The organism is Paenibacillus sp. strain BS8-2 (assembly GCF_054483835.1).
On sequence record NZ_CM137010.1, the window covers coordinates 1476273 to 1490305 of the forward strand.

The 14033-nt window shown below is 53.4% G+C and carries 13 protein-coding genes; all 13 read right to left on the reverse strand.

The genetic code is table 11. From position 1 onward, the window contains the following. Window positions 1–319: 319 nt before the first annotated feature. The 13 genes from spoIIE to urtC all read right to left on the reverse strand — a co-directional run bounded on the left by spoIIE (window position 320) and on the right by urtC (window position 13997). On the reverse strand, window positions 320–2812 hold the full coding sequence (spoIIE, locus tag ACX1C1_RS06465; protein ID WP_458956304.1) for a stage II sporulation protein E: 2493 nt from the start codon (window positions 2810–2812) through the stop codon (window positions 320–322). 1339 nt (window positions 2813–4151) lie between these two features. Continuing rightward, a complete protein-coding gene (locus ACX1C1_RS06470; RefSeq protein ID WP_458956305.1) occupies window positions 4152–4661 on the reverse strand; it encodes a S1 domain-containing RNA-binding protein in 510 nt (169 codons plus the stop codon). Window positions 4662–4805: 144 nt separating this feature from the next. Further along, window positions 4806–5117 carry an FtsB family cell division protein gene (locus tag ACX1C1_RS06475; protein ID WP_458956306.1) on the reverse strand — a complete coding sequence of 104 codons (312 nt, stop codon included), beginning with the start codon at window positions 5115–5117 and terminating at the stop codon, window positions 4806–4808. After that, entirely contained in the window at window positions 5117–5734 is a 618-nt protein-coding gene (gene yabQ / locus ACX1C1_RS06480) for a spore cortex biosynthesis protein YabQ (RefSeq protein WP_458956307.1), read from the reverse strand. The genes ACX1C1_RS06475 and yabQ overlap by 1 nt, the downstream gene beginning before the upstream one ends. After that, on the reverse strand, window positions 5731–6015 hold the full coding sequence (yabP, locus tag ACX1C1_RS06485; RefSeq protein ID WP_458956308.1) for a sporulation protein YabP: 285 nt from the start codon (window positions 6013–6015) through the stop codon (window positions 5731–5733). The genes yabQ and yabP overlap by 4 nt, the downstream gene beginning before the upstream one ends. A gap of 184 nt (window positions 6016–6199) precedes the next feature. Next, window positions 6200–6487, reverse strand: coding sequence for an RNA-binding S4 domain-containing protein (locus ACX1C1_RS06490; RefSeq protein WP_458956309.1), 288 nt, complete (start codon window positions 6485–6487; stop codon window positions 6200–6202). Window positions 6488–6490: 3 nt separating this feature from the next. After that, window positions 6491–6826 carry an HU family DNA-binding protein gene (locus ACX1C1_RS06495; protein WP_458956310.1) on the reverse strand — a complete coding sequence of 112 codons (336 nt, stop codon included), beginning with the start codon at window positions 6824–6826 and terminating at the stop codon, window positions 6491–6493. 122 nt (window positions 6827–6948) lie between these two features. After that, on the reverse strand, window positions 6949–8448 hold the full coding sequence (gene yabN / locus ACX1C1_RS06500) for a bifunctional methyltransferase/pyrophosphohydrolase YabN (protein ID WP_458956311.1): 1500 nt from the start codon (window positions 8446–8448) through the stop codon (window positions 6949–6951). A gap of 17 nt (window positions 8449–8465) precedes the next feature. Further along, window positions 8466–10151: a polysaccharide biosynthesis protein gene (locus ACX1C1_RS06505; protein WP_458956312.1), complete on the reverse strand. Its 1686-nt coding sequence runs from the start codon at window positions 10149–10151 to the stop codon at window positions 8466–8468. Between the two features lie 174 nt (window positions 10152–10325). Beyond that, window positions 10326–10868, reverse strand: a complete 543-nt coding sequence (gene spoVT / locus ACX1C1_RS06510) for a stage V sporulation protein T (protein ID WP_458956313.1) — start codon at window positions 10866–10868, stop codon at window positions 10326–10328. Window positions 10869–11367: 499 nt separating this feature from the next. Next, the gene (gene urtE / locus ACX1C1_RS06515) at window positions 11368–12081 is read right to left on the reverse strand and encodes an urea ABC transporter ATP-binding subunit UrtE (RefSeq protein ID WP_458956314.1); all 714 of its coding nucleotides are present in this window, start codon (window positions 12079–12081) and stop codon (window positions 11368–11370) included. Next, entirely contained in the window at window positions 12059–12841 is a 783-nt protein-coding gene (gene urtD, locus ACX1C1_RS06520; protein ID WP_458956315.1) for an urea ABC transporter ATP-binding protein UrtD, read from the reverse strand. The genes urtE and urtD overlap by 23 nt, the downstream gene beginning before the upstream one ends. Window positions 12842–12875: 34 nt before the next feature. Continuing rightward, entirely contained in the window at window positions 12876–13997 is a 1122-nt protein-coding gene (gene urtC / locus ACX1C1_RS06525) for an urea ABC transporter permease subunit UrtC (RefSeq protein WP_458956316.1), read from the reverse strand. Between the last annotated feature and the right edge of the window lie 36 nt (window positions 13998–14033).

Sequence of the window (14033 nt, forward strand, 5' to 3'; positions counted from 1 at the left end):
AGTTAGATTCATGCAGAAGCGCTTGGCTCTTCTCTTCTATACATGCCAATAGCCGCCGTGAGATGACGTCTGACTCGTCATCTCACGGCGGCTTCTTCACAAACTTTGCTTCAATCTTTGCTTCAAACTTCGCTTCACTTCGCTTATCCACGCCCTCAAGGTCCCATCTCCATCCTTGCTCCTTTCCTCCTATGCGCGCTCCAGCTAAGACCGACCCTTCTCGCCACGGCTCCCCGTTCGCCATTGTTACGACCTTTCACCAGACTTTTCACCAGACTTCTCACCAGCTTTTTTCTTACGCTACTCCTATCCATTCCCATCAGCTCACCGTCCTTGGCCGTTCCATGCGGTTCACTCCCGGCCAACGGAAGGAAGCCCACTCCGGCAAATGTTTATCAATGCGCGCGACTAGCACAGTCATATCGTCCACGATCTCACCCTCGTGGTACCTCACGACCGTATCAAGCAGCGAATCCGCCATCTCCTGCGGATCGTCCGTGCTCATCTCACCGATAATCCGCTTCATCCACATCTCCTTATTAACCGCATACCCAGGTGCATCATAGATGCCGTCGCTCATCATGATAAGCGTATCCCCCGGTTGAAGCTGCATCGACACAAAGTCGACGTCGATATCCTGTATAATGCCGATCGGCAAATTATTTGCCGTGATCGGTATGACCTCCTTCCCTCGTCTGATGAAGCTTGGTGTAGAGCCAATCTTCATAAAGGTTGTGTGCGCTGTATATAAATCGACGATAGCCAGGTCTACCGTCGCGTAGATTTCCTCGGCCGAACGAAGCAGCAAGACGGAATTCACCGACTTCACCGCCAGCTTCTCATCCATGCCTGATTGCAGCAGTTGCTGCAGGATCGATAACGCGGCACTGCTCTCCTGACGCGCACGTTCACCATTACCCATGCCGTCGCTAATTGCGACCGCAAACTTGCCTCCTCCAAGCTCCATTAGGGTAAAGCTGTCTCCCGACAGCAGATCTCCGCCCTTGGCGGCTCCAGCTACGCCTGTTTCCACCTCGTATTGCTTCGCAGATGCGAAGACGACAAGTGATGGTTCTCCTTGCTTCGACGGATCGCGCTCGAGCTTAACAGCGATATGCTCGCCTAGTATATCGCTGAGCAGCGGAGCAATAATTTTGCGGCATTCATCAAAACCTCTCTCGAACGAGTGATACACCTCAATTTCTACATTTCCTTCCTCCAGATTAACAATATCAACGCCTTGTATGGATAAGCCCAGTCCTTCGACTGCTTCTCTAATTTGTTCCTCTTGCAGGTGTAGTGTCTGACCTTCACGCTTGATCTCCTTGGACAGGTCCTCCATAACCTGCGACACCCCGAATAGCTGATCGGCCACAAGCTGGCGCGATTCGAGAATTTGTTTCTTCCAGTGCATATTATTCTGGTACAGCTCGTATTGATGTTGCATCACAGTAAGCACCTGTGCCGTTTTGACGCAATGATTGGTCCAGGAGCGCGGATGATCCTTGGTCATCGGCACCCGTTTCTCTTCGACGCTCGTCATCATATCGTTCATCATATTGTAGGTATGGAAGTACTTGTCCTCCCAGCAAGAATTACGCCGATGACATGTCATGCAACTACGTTCGGCGACAGCATTCATGAAGGCAGCGATCTCCTCGTCCCGCTTCACTTCCGTTGCCTTCTGATTAAGCTGGCCAAAGCTGCGCGACAACTGACGGAATACGTCCGAGAACTGTACGACTCGCTCTGCCGTCACCTCTCGAACTCGCTTCGCATACTCATGCTGCGACTTCGCATGTTCATTCGTCCCAGGCACATAACGGGCAATGGTTCGAATAACGCCTCGCGGGGTAAGAAGGAGTAAGGTCGCCGCAGCAACAGACTCCCAAGTGGAGGCCATCACATCGGATTGCGTACCAATGTAGATGGATAAGATAGACGTACCGAGCAATAGTCCGAATGCGGCGGCCATCTTGCCACCATCCCGCAGCAGGCCTGCGAGTAAGCCGGCAAATGCCAGCATGCTCATCTGCACAATCGCGCTGAAGTCAGCCAGACTCAGAATTAGTCCGGCGACGACGCCGACGGACGCCCCGAGCGGCGCTCCGCCTGCCATCGCGAATAGCAGCAGCATGTAGCGGGACATCACATGTTCGGCAGACATGCCGTACATGACCCAACCGACGGCACCCGTCATTACGGATGCGAGAAGAATCATGACGCAGATGATTTCTTCGTGTTTGAGGGTTGCCGTCTTCTTGGTCATGGTCAGCACGGGCAGCGCATGAATGAAAACTAACGTAAGCACAAAGGCAAGCGCGGCCTCAACGACAACTAACATAAAGTTATACCAGCTTAACGAATCGCCGATAAAAACACCGAATAACTGGACCAGCAGGGTGGAGGTAAACACCAGAATTGGTGCAGTTGAGAGCTCCGCCTTCTCGTAGGCCTCCAGTGCCTTCAGAAGCAAGAACAGTACCGCAATCTCCATGGCGATCCACAGCGGTGCAGGCTCCACTGCAAGCCAGCTGCCTGCCACGAGCGAGACGGCCACCCATGGATAGATATCTTTACGCATGAAATAGATGACAGCGAAGTAAGCGGCAGCGAACGGCATCAGTGATTCCAGTATGACAGCTCGTCCAAGCAGAAAAGCGAGACCGACTAACAAGAACGTCCATTTCTTCGCAAGCAGCATATTTGCCAATCCCTTTGCGGCCCTCCATGCCGCCGTCTTCTCCACATTGTTCTGGAAGAAGTTCTCCCGCTTGATTGCGGGTTGTCCAAGCACGTTCTCCTTCTTCATGAAAGACACCACCCATCCGAATGTAATTGTGTTCCCCATTATAGAAGGTCATTCCCATGAAGTTTGTCAGTTATCGTAAGACGTCCAAAAGTTTTTTCCGACAAAACGGCGGCCTGCCGCGCGGCTTGTCACAAGAAGCTCGAATCCAGCGCCAGAGCGGGTTTGTGCGGTACCGGCTTACCCAAACGACAAAACTCGTTCAACAAAATATATAGAGAGCGTTTTCAAATTGGTGGCGACGAGCGGAGGAACCTGTCGGTAATGAGAGAGCGTGGGAGAAAACTATTTGATTCGCCGAGGAATAATTTATGAATGACGTCCAGCATGGTTGCCTTCGACATATGAAGCCTTTCATTCCGCCTGACTGACGGATAAAGTGTGCCATTAGGTAGCCATTCGACGCGCTAACGGGTCGATCTCCCCTAAACTTGAAGTCGGAAAAGAGAGGATTGGGTGGTAAATACACTTGTACAAAAGCTTATTGGTTACAAGAGATCAATCCATGCAATACAGTGGATGCAGTCTTTGTCGGAGGAGTATTTTGACCGGAGCGTACTACGCATTCTAAGCAGTGTGAGGACTGTGAGGAGCACTGTTAAGTCTCTGCATTTAAATTCGACCTGTACCTATACGAACACAAAAATAAATCCTGCATTTTGTACATCATTTCGGCCTCCCAAACTTCGACGATACGAACATTTCTGCACTCTGTACATCAATTTTCACACTGCATCCCTCCGCTCCCCTCTCGCGCTGTTTATTCCTGTATCAAATACATCAATCGCCCTCAATTGGTCACTAACCGCCGAACATTGCTGTACATCATACATCATTCTCACGTCGGCACAGGTGATACGCTCTTATAGGCAGAATGATGTCCAGAGGAGATAATTCACCGAGCATCATAAGCCCAGTTACACTGCTGAAACTTGTGTATGCTGAACAACATGCAGAACAATATATAGAAACGGAACAAGGTGAAACGGCTACGCCGTCCTTTGGCGGCGGGGCGCGTTTCATTCCGAGAATTCTAAGTCCAGATAAGGTGCGAAACTTATAAATTCTTAGAATTCAAGGTGAAACGGCTACGCCGTCCTTTGGCGGCGGGGCGCGTTTCATTCCGAGAATTCTAAGTCCAGATAAGGTGCGAAACTTATAAATTCTTAGAATTCAAGGTGAAACGGCTATCGCCGTCTTTGGCGGCGCAGCGCGTTTCATTCCGAGAATTCAAAGCTCAGATAAGATGCAAAAACTTATAAATTCTTAGAATTTAAAAAAAAGCGAACCCCTGAGGGTTCGCTCTATCTGTGCATGCTTGCTGCATGTCAGTTTGTTTGAATTAAACGCGCTTCGCGCCGCGTCCGCCGCGCTTGCCTTCGGTATTCTTCTTGAGGGAAGAGATACGTTCCTCGCTGTCTTTCAAGAAACGCGACATTTTATCTTCGAATGACGGTTTACCGTAGGACGGTCTGCCAGAAGATTGTTTGTTGAAGGGACGTCCGCCGCCTCCGCCGCCGCCAGGACCGCGACCTCCGCCGCCGCCACCAAAACGCTCACCGCCACCAGGGCCGCCGCTTGGACGTTCGCGCTGAGGAGCAGGTTGACCTTCCGGCCGATCAATGGCTTGCTTAATGGATAGTCCGATCTTACCGTCTTTGTCTACGTTGATCACTTTGACCTTCACGACATCGTCGATCTTGAGGTGATCCTTCACATCCTTGACGTAGTTATCGGCAATCTCCGAGATGTGAACAAGGCCTGTGACACCTCCCGATAAGTCGACAAATGCCCCGAAATGCGTAATGCCTGTCACTTTCCCTTCTAACTTGGCGCCCACTTCAATTGCCATAAAATAAAATGTTCCTCTCTCAAAAGTTTAGTGAGTCCCTGTCCTATCGAACCGATAAGATTTGGCTTCTATCGTGATTATAACCGAATGCAAGAAGGGAGGTCAACAGACGTTCACCCCGTACAGAGCCCAATACCGCGCGGATTAATCGCTGAAAATCTGTTGTTCCCCTTGCTTCACCATTCCTTGTTCCTTCGTTGCTAACTGAGATATATATTCGGGATCGTTCAGGCGCTCCACCTGACGCTTCAATTCTTCGTTTGTCGCCTTTGCCTCTTCGATCTGGCTCTCCACAGACGTCAGCTTCTCGTAAGTCGCTTTCTGTTGCTGCAACTGACCGAACAACGTATAACCTGCCCAACCCAAGAATAAAAGAATAAACACGATCCACATCTTGTATCTTCGTTTAGCAGCGGCAGTGTTAACCGTATTATTCTTCGCCGTTGCAGTTGCCATTAGCGATCTCCCTTCTTCGTCCATGATCGCCAGAGGCTCCTAGAAGAGTCTGCCAGCTTACCGATTCTCTCAACCAGGCGCAGCTTGTCCCAGTAGGGCTTAAGCCATCGACCTAACGGTCTCCAGACCGGTTTTGTCATCCATACCAACAATAACCAGATAGGACGAACCAATTGTACCACAATCTTTAGCGTGAAAATAGTGAGCGCAGTCCCAAATCCTAGTAGGACTTTGGCTAGTTTATAGAGCAATAGAATCGGTTTTACGATCATGACATCGATTAACCGGACCAAGAAAGAGATGCAAACTTTCACTGCCCGAATAAACCACTTCACGATCACAACAACCGCTTTGCTGAATAGCCAATAATGTAGAATTACCCCAATGGCCAGTCCTAGAAACACATACGCCCGCACCTCGCCATTGTTGCTGGCATACAGCATCCGGAAAACAACCACTGCGGAAGCCATCCAATAGAGCACATCAAGCGCGGGCAGCCACCACCTGGGAAGTCGGAGCTCATTCGACACAACGCGGTATCCATCAAATACTGCACCCATGCCAAGCCCCGACAGCAGCATGACCGCCATCGTCATCCATTGTACGCTTAGCGTCACTTAAACAGCTTCCCGAACAGCCCTTTGGACTTCGAGGCTGCCGCTCCATCAAGATAGGCGAGGGAATGCACGAATCCTTCTATGGCAACTAGACCTTGCTCCAGACTGAGATGCTTCATATGCAAATTTTGACCCGTCACCGTTAGAAAGCCAAGCTCCGTATCGAGCAGAAACTCCTCACTATCGAAGCTTTCTACGTTCTTTACGCCCGTGAGCTCCAGCACCTTCCGGCCGATCAGCTTAACATCCTGCGCTTTCTGTCCCTTCCCCTGCTCCACCATTACGCTCTCCCCCGCTTCGCGATCATATTCTCTATTACGTTATGGGAGACGGACAAGGTTTAGAACTAGAGATAGTGGATTGCAAACGCCAGCTAACGCAAAAAGAACCGCTCGGCCCCGGACATCCGGAAGCAAAGCGGTTCTAATTGTGACCATTGAAGCGAGCTGCTTCAATGATTTGAAGTCAGCGCTTCTCCCAATCGAGTTCATTCTCGCGGGGACGCTGCTCTTCTTTCACCAGGGTGTACAACTCGCCGGCTTCATCCTTGCGAGTCGTCTCGGCAAGGCGCTCCACGCGCACCGTAACGATCTTCTGTCCATACTGGATCCCAAGCTCGTCACCTACTTTAACGGCGCTGCTCGCCTTTGCCTCGCGGCCATTGATCCATACGCGACCTTGCTCGGATACATCCTTCGCAACAGTACGACGTTTGATCAATCTGGACACCTTGAGAAATTTATCGAGACGCATAACCTACTTGATTGCTTCTTTCAGCTTGTTGCCTGCTTTGAATGCAGGAACTTTGGATTCTGGGATTGTGATTTCTTTGCCTGTTTGCGGGTTGCGACCCACACGGCCGGAACGCTTGCGCGTTTCGAAAGTACCGAAGCCGATCAGTTGTACTTTATCGCCGCCAGCAAGAGCGTCAGTTACTTCGCCCAAGAAGCCGTTCAATACTGCTTCTACGTCACGTTTAGTCAATCCGCTTTTTTCTGCGATGTTGTTGATAAGGTCTGTTTTGTTCATGATTTGGTTCCTCCTAAGGGTTATCCATATTTTTGTGGCGCTGTCACGCTGTCGCGACCCCACCCATTGGCAAAATCTGCTCTTACGAAGAATACTTATTCTTCTCCTATAGCAGAAATCCTGCTGCCGTATGCATTTTTTTTGGGAATAGTGCTGATTTTAGGCGAATTGTGGCGAAAAACAAACTAAGTATGACGCTTAGCTTCTTCCCACCAACGATCCATCTCTAGTAAATCAGTTTCGTCAAAAGTTTTGCCGTTTATACGAAGCTGCTCTTCGATATATTCGAATCTAGCACGAAATTTCCGATTCGTGCGAGAGAGCGCCTCTTCGGGGTCGGCCTCGATGAACCGCGATGCATTAACGACGGCGAATAACAAATCCCCTAGCTCCGACGCCTGCTTCTCCAGATCACCGGAGTCGATCACCTCACGCAGTTCCGCAAGCTCCTCTTCAATCTTCGCTAATACCGGACTGATATCCTCCCAGTCGAATCCTACTTTAGCTGCTTTTTTCTGAATCTTGTAAGCTTTCATCAGGGCAGGCAGATCTGGCGGGATGCCATCGAGTTGGGATTTGCGATCCGTTCCTTTGCGCTTCTTCTCCTCGGCCTTCATCGCTTCCCAATTGACAAGCGCTTCGTTCGCATCTCCCGCTTTGTTGTCGCCGAATACATGCGGATGACGGAAGATCAGCTTCTCGTTCAAGGTCTGGATCACATCGTAGACAGAGAAAGCGCCTGTTTCCTCTTCCATCTGACTATGAAGCATCACCTGTAGAATAATATCACCAAACTCCTCCTGCATGCCATTCGGATCATCGTTATCAATGGCTTCGAGTGCTTCGTAGAGCTCCTCGATGAAATTTTTGCGGATGGACTGATGCGTCTGCTCGCGATCCCAAGGGCAACCGTCCGGGCTGCGCAGAATGGCAACAATTTCATGCAATCGTTCGAAGGTACGGTTACGCAAGGCAGGATCATCTGAACGCGGCACGTAGATGAGCGACAAATTGCCATATTCCTGCTCGCGATCCAGCTCGTAGAGCGGTACCCGCACAACTCGCTCCTCGCCTTGCACGCCAAGCGCATGACCGATGATTACCTCATGATCGTCCGGATAACGTTCCATTAACGCGAGCTTGACGTCAGAAGCCGTAAATTCATCGTACACCTGACCGATCAGCGTATGTAGTCTGGGCTGCAGGAACGAAGGCTCCAGCTCGGAAGCATCCAGCAAGGTGAAACCTTCTATCGGATCGATGCCAAGGCTGACGAACGCAGCGTCAAGGAAACTTTCTCCTCCCGTTATACGCAGCGCGATGCCCGCATCTTGGCAGCGTTCGCGCAGCAGCTTCACCGTACGTTCCGCCACCATGGGATGCCCCGGAACCGCGTAGACGATCGCGCCAGCGGAAGCTGTATCTGATGAGCCGGCGTCGCCAGCTTCTGCAAGCAGCGTCGATACAATCGCTTCGTATACTTCCGGGAATGAATCGTGATTCTCGTACAGGTAGTCGAACGACTTGTACACGATGCCTTGTTCTTTCAGAAGCGCCATCATCGGATGATGCTCGGTCCGCACAAACAGCCGGTCTGCGTTCTGCAGCTTGCGCCACACGCCAAGCGTAATCCCGTCTGGATCGCCCGCGCCAAGACCAATAATCTCTATCGTCACATGGGACATGGTCCATTCCTCCTCTATTATCGCGGCGGCGGTATAAGCCCCCGCCGCCTCAACCGGGCGGCCAGCTCCTCGCCGCCCGGAAGCGCGCGCCATTCGCGCGCGCCGATGGCGCCGCCCCGCAAAGCGGCGGCGCCAAACACCGCTGCGCCGGCGGCAATGCCCGCCAGCGCCAGCAAAGCTGCCGCCGCTCTCGGCGGCAGCCCCTCCAGCGCGCCGCCCCCAAGGGCGCGCTGGCACAGCCACAGCGCAGCGGCCATCGCCGCGAGCGCTGCAACGCCTGCGGCGGCGGGACGCCAGTCCGCCGCCTTCACGCCATGCTGCGGCGGCGCGTCGAGCTTCGCCGCCGCATGGCGGAGGGCCGCCGCGCCGAGCATGGCGGCGGTGCTTAGCGCGGCAACGCCGGAGAAGGCCGCTCCCTCGATCCCGAGGGAGGGCACCAGGACGGCGTTGAGCGCGCCCTTGAGCAGCGCTGCGATAAGCAGCAGCAGCGCGGGTACGCGCGCCGCGCCGAGCGCCTGCAGCGCGGGAGCGGCGACCGCGCTGACGCAGCCCGCCAGCGCGGTGCAGCCGATGAGCGCAAGCGCCTCTGTGCCGAGCGCGTCGCGATACAGCATCACGTTGATCGGCTCGGCCAGCAGCACGAGGCCGATCGATGCGGCACCGCCGACGAGCCACGCCATACGCAGCAGCAGCGTTAATCGAAGCTGTAGAAGCTCCGGCTGCCGCTCCATGCGCGCGCGTACGAGACCCGGCACAAGCGCGGCTGCACCGGCTCCTGCAGCCATGACGACGAGCTGCACAAGCGGCTGCCCTCTGCCGTAGATGCCGAAGAGACTCATTGCATCTTCGGCTGACAGCCCGTTGCCCCGCAGCAGAGCCGGCACCGTGAAGCTGTCTACCGCGGCAACAGCTGGCACAACGAGCGCTGCAAGCGCTGCAGGCAGCGCGAGCGCCGCCAGTTCCTTCATCTCGCCAAGCAGCTTGCGCTTGCTGACGACGCCTGAGCTGCCGCCGCTCGGCGCAGTACGGCGCAAGCCGAAACCAAGCACCAGCAGCGAAACGGCAGCCCCCGCTGCACCGCCAAACATGACGCCCGCCGTAATCATGGCGTCGCTCCAGCTAGCAGCAAGCCCTGCCGAGAGCACCAGTACCATCACCGCAACTCGCGCTGTTTGTTCCGATAGCTGGGACGCTGCGGAGAACGCCATACGCCCCATCCCTTGCATGTAACCGCGGATAGCAGCTGCAATCGGAGAAAGCAGCAGCGCTAACGCCAATACCCGAATGGCGGGAGCTACCGCTGAATCGCCAAGCCATGCTGCCGCAAGATCAGCCGTCACCCACATCAGCGCAGCAGCCGCCATTCCTGTGGCTCCTAACAACAATAACGCCGCAAGCAGCGCACTGCGTGTCCGGGCTTGTCCTATGCCGCCTGCACTCAAACGGCTTGCGATTAGAATCGACACCGCTGTCGGTAACCCGGCCGTCGCCAGCACGGCAAGTATTTGGTAGAACGGATATACCGCGTTGTACATGCCGAAGACACGATCGCCCGCGATATTCTGAAGCGGAATCTTCTGCAATGCGCCGATCAGCTTCGACAATAACGCCGCTCCGGCCATCAGCGCGACACCATGACGCCACAGCCGCGGCGGCTTGCCGCCGCGCTTTGAACCGTCCGAGCTCGCTTCCTTCCCCATCATCTTCTATTGCCCCACTTTACCCCTATATGGAATCGATTATACCTTACCAAGGCAGTGCGATACCAACATTACCGCAATCCTCATACTTCGTGCATGACACGAAGAGGCCTCCATTCGGTGCGACAGCACACCTCTATGGAAGCCTCTTCTTGTTAGTCCATCAAGCAGTTAAAGTTACTGTTCCATTTGCTTCGCAAGGAAGCCGGCAGCCGTCTCCGCCATCTTGGTTTCCATCTGCGTCATTTTGACAGAATCATCCTTGCTCAGCAGTACGACCGCGCCGATCGGATCTCCGCCCGCAATAATCGGTGCCACAACAAAGGAACTATACGGCTCTTGTACGTCCTTGACGATTTCGTAATTTCCGCCATTGGTCTCCGTCAATGTTTTACGGTTCTCCATGCACGATTCGAGCGCTGAGCCAATCGACTTGTCCATCAGCTCTTTCTTAGAGGCGCCCGCAACCGTAATAATCGTATCCCGGTCGGAGATCAGCGTAATATGTCCCATGCTTTCGAATAACGATTCTGCGTACTCCTTCGCAAAGTCGCCAAGCTCCCCGATCGGAGAATATTTCTTCAAGATAACTTCACCGTCGCGATCCACGAAAATTTCGAGCGGATCGCCTTCACGGATCCGCAGCGTGCGGCGAATTTCCTTCGGAATCACCACACGTCCCAAATCATCGATACGACGCACAATTCCAGTTGCTTTCATTTCTTGTTGCCCCGCTTTCACTAGAAGATTTTGAATACACTGGACACCAGCCTTGCTTGACCACAATAGAATTTATAAGTCTCCGAATCATCCATCGGAATACGGAATTCTATTTGGCGATAAAACCCGCTTCGAGCTTGCCAATCTGCTGTACTTGCCGAGCAGCAGGCCACTTGTCTTCGAGAGATCTCGGTATAGGTTTGTCATCCGGGGCGAATATCTCCGAATCATTATAGCGCCGTAGTGGGTCCGCATCACCAATCTGGCTTCTTCTTTAGAAGGGTTATACCCTTCATCGTAATATTTTGAATCTGACCATAGTATTCAACCGCTCCCAAATTCTTATGCACGCCGCCAGCTGCCCCCTGTCTTACCTCTTCCTCCGCCAGCCATTCGCTGATTGCGCACCGCAAGTGCAAAGAGCCCCATCCCATACAGGATTAGGCTCTTACTGTCCCCACTTTCCATCTTAGCTACACATCCGCCGCTGCCCATATCCCTATACAGTCAAATATTTCCTGATAATATCATCGTTTAGACCGGCGAGATCCCCTTCCCAAGCAACAGAGCCTTTGTCCAGCACATAGAAATAATCACCGACACTTTTCACGAAATCCAAGCTTTGCTCCGCAAGCAGAATCGCCGTATGTCCTTCCGTCTTAATGGAACGGATGACATCCCGAATATCGTCGACGATGGAGGGCTGGATCCCCTCGCAAGGCTCATCGAGCAGCAGCACCTCCGGCTTGGAAGCCAGTGCTCGTGCGAACGCTAGCTGCTGCTGCTGTCCGCCGCTGAGATCTCCGCCTCGCCGCTCGAACATCGTCTGAAGTACCGGGAACTTTTCAAGCGCCTCAGGGGGGATCGTATCTCTTCCTTGTTTCTGTTTCCCCTTCGTCCGCGACGACTCCAGCCCCAGCAGCAGGTTCTCGTACACCGACAGCTGCGCAAAAATTTCACGCCCCTGCGGTACATATCCGATACCGCTCTTGGCTCGAATACCCGGCGCCTTCCTTGTCAGGTCAATGCCGTTATAGCTGACCGCGCCTTCCTTTGCCTTCAGAATGCCCATGATACTTTTCATCAGCGTTGTCTTGCCTACGCCGTTGCGCCCCATTAAGCAGACCACTTGACCAGGTTTCACGCGCAGCGACACGTCTCGCAAAATAATACTTTCCCCATATCCCGACTCAAGCTGTTGAACGGCTAGCATGCTCATCACGCCTCCTGCCCAGATACACTTCGGCTACTCGATCATCGCCCTGCACTTCCTCCATGGAGCCTTCCTTCAGCAGCTTGCCTTCGTGCATGACCGTTACCTTGCTAGCGAAGTTACGCACAAATTCCATATCATGCTCCACTACAACGACAGAACGTTCTCTGGCGATCTCATGCAGCAGCTCGCCCGTCTTATCTGTTTCCTTATCAGTCATGCCGGCTACAGGCTCATCAAGCAACAGCACCTCCGGCTCTTGCAGCAGCATCATGCCGATCTCCAGCCACTGCTTCTCCCCATGGGATAATCCGCCGGCGCGCCAAGCTCCCTTCTCGGCAAGACCGATCATGCCAAGCTGCCCGCGCATACGATCTTCTTCCTCTGACTTCATGCGAGCGAACAATGTGGCGAAGATACTCCGTTTCTGTCGCATGGCAATCTCCAGATTCTCCAAGACCGTCATATCCTTGAAGATGGAAGGCGCTTGGAACTTTCTGCCGATGCCGAGCTCCGCAATCTGATGTTCGTGCTTCCGCGTAATATCGACCTTGCCTCCGAAAGTCACTTTACCCGCAGATGGCCTGACCTTACCGCAGATGACATCCAGCATCGTCGTCTTGCCCGCTCCGTTCGGACCGATCAAGAATCGCAGCTCAGCCTTCTCTAGTGCCAGACTCATCCCCTGCACAGCCTTGAACCCATCGAATTCAACCGTTACATCCTCGCATTGCAGAATAGCCCCTTGATTGTTCGCCATCCCGATCCCCTCCTCGCCAATTTCACTTCACGCTTCATCCATTCGGAATACTGCCCTTCTGCTCCCTGCCCGGTCTGAGCTTGCGACTGAGCCCTTTCATCCAAGCCGGCTGCTTCCTGCCGATTCCTTTGCCCTTCCATTGGAACAAACCAGCTACACCCTTAGGCATGAAAACAACGACGATAACGAACATCGCGCCCATGAAGAATAACCAACCATCCGGATAAGCCGTACTGAACTCGCTTTTGGCCCAGTTCATGAGAACAGCCCCAAGTGCCGCGCCGATAAGCGTCCCCCTGCCGCCAATTGCAACCCATAACACCATCTCTATAGAAGGCACGATACCGAGCATCGAAGGCGAGATAATCCCGACATGCAGAACAAACAACATACCCGCAATACCCGCAATCGCTGCCGATACCGTAAAGATGACCATTTGGTAAACCGCCGGATTGTACCCGATGAACCGTACCCTATTCTCGCCGTCGCGTATTGCACGCAGCACCTTGCCGAAGCGGCTGCCCGTCAAATAACGGCATAAGACAAAGATGCCAATCAACACTGCTGCCGTTACCCAGTAGAGCATACGCTTTGTATCAGGAGATGCGAGTGAATAGCCCAGTATCGTCGAATAACCCGTTACACCGTTCGTTCCGCCGGTAAAGGCCTGCTGTCCGACGAGCAGTGTCGTCGTAATAATGACGAGCGCCTGCGTCAGAATGGTGAAGTACACCCCCCTGATCCGGTTGCGGAATGTAAAATACCCAAGTCCGAGCGCCAGCAATGCAGGTATTACAATACCGAGCGCCACCGCCACGCCAAATATATCAAACGGCTGCCAGAACAACGGCAGCTCCTTCAGACCGCTCCAGCCCATAAAATCGGGGAGCTTACCGCCGCTTGCTTCCAGCTTCAGATACATGGCCATCGCATAAGCGCCAAGTCCAAAGAATATGCCATGACCTAAGCTGAGAATCCCCGTATACCCCCATATAAGATCAAGCCCTAATGCGACGATCGCGAAGGCCAGAAATTTCGCCAGAAGATTCAGCCTGAAGTCGCTGAATACAAGCGGCGCGCAGAACAGCGCCGTAGCCGCGACCGCATATCCCCCCAATATCCACCATCGATTCCCTGTCATACGCGCAATCCGCATCCCGCATTCCACCTTCTCTACGCAAGTCGTTCCTGC

Excerpts from the sequence above, each read along its gene's own strand:
- spoIIE (WP_458956304.1), bottom strand. The coding sequence starts at position 2,812 with ATGAAGAAGGAGAACGTGCTTGGACAACCCGCAATCAAGCGGGAGAAC.
- ACX1C1_RS06470 (WP_458956305.1), bottom strand. The coding sequence starts at position 4,661 with ATGGCAATTGAAGTGGGCGCCAAGTTAGAAGGGAAAGTGACAGGCATT.
- ACX1C1_RS06475 (WP_458956306.1), bottom strand. The coding sequence starts at position 5,117 with ATGGCAACTGCAACGGCGAAGAATAATACGGTTAACACTGCCGCTGCT.
- yabP (WP_458956308.1), bottom strand. The coding sequence starts at position 6,015 with ATGGTGGAGCAGGGGAAGGGACAGAAAGCGCAGGATGTTAAGCTGATC.
- ACX1C1_RS06490 (WP_458956309.1), bottom strand. The coding sequence starts at position 6,487 with ATGCGTCTCGATAAATTTCTCAAGGTGTCCAGATTGATCAAACGTCGT.
- yabN (WP_458956311.1), bottom strand. The coding sequence starts at position 8,448 with ATGTCCCATGTGACGATAGAGATTATTGGTCTTGGCGCGGGCGATCCA.
- ACX1C1_RS06505 (WP_458956312.1), bottom strand. The coding sequence starts at position 10,151 with ATGATGGGGAAGGAAGCGAGCTCGGACGGTTCAAAGCGCGGCGGCAAG.
- spoVT (WP_458956313.1), bottom strand. The coding sequence starts at position 10,868 with ATGAAAGCAACTGGAATTGTGCGTCGTATCGATGATTTGGGACGTGTG.
- urtE (WP_458956314.1), bottom strand. The coding sequence starts at position 12,081 with ATGCTAGCCGTTCAACAGCTTGAGTCGGGATATGGGGAAAGTATTATT.
- urtD (WP_458956315.1), bottom strand. The coding sequence starts at position 12,841 with ATGGCGAACAATCAAGGGGCTATTCTGCAATGCGAGGATGTAACGGTT.
- urtC (WP_458956316.1), bottom strand. The coding sequence starts at position 13,997 with ATGCGGATTGCGCGTATGACAGGGAATCGATGGTGGATATTGGGGGGA.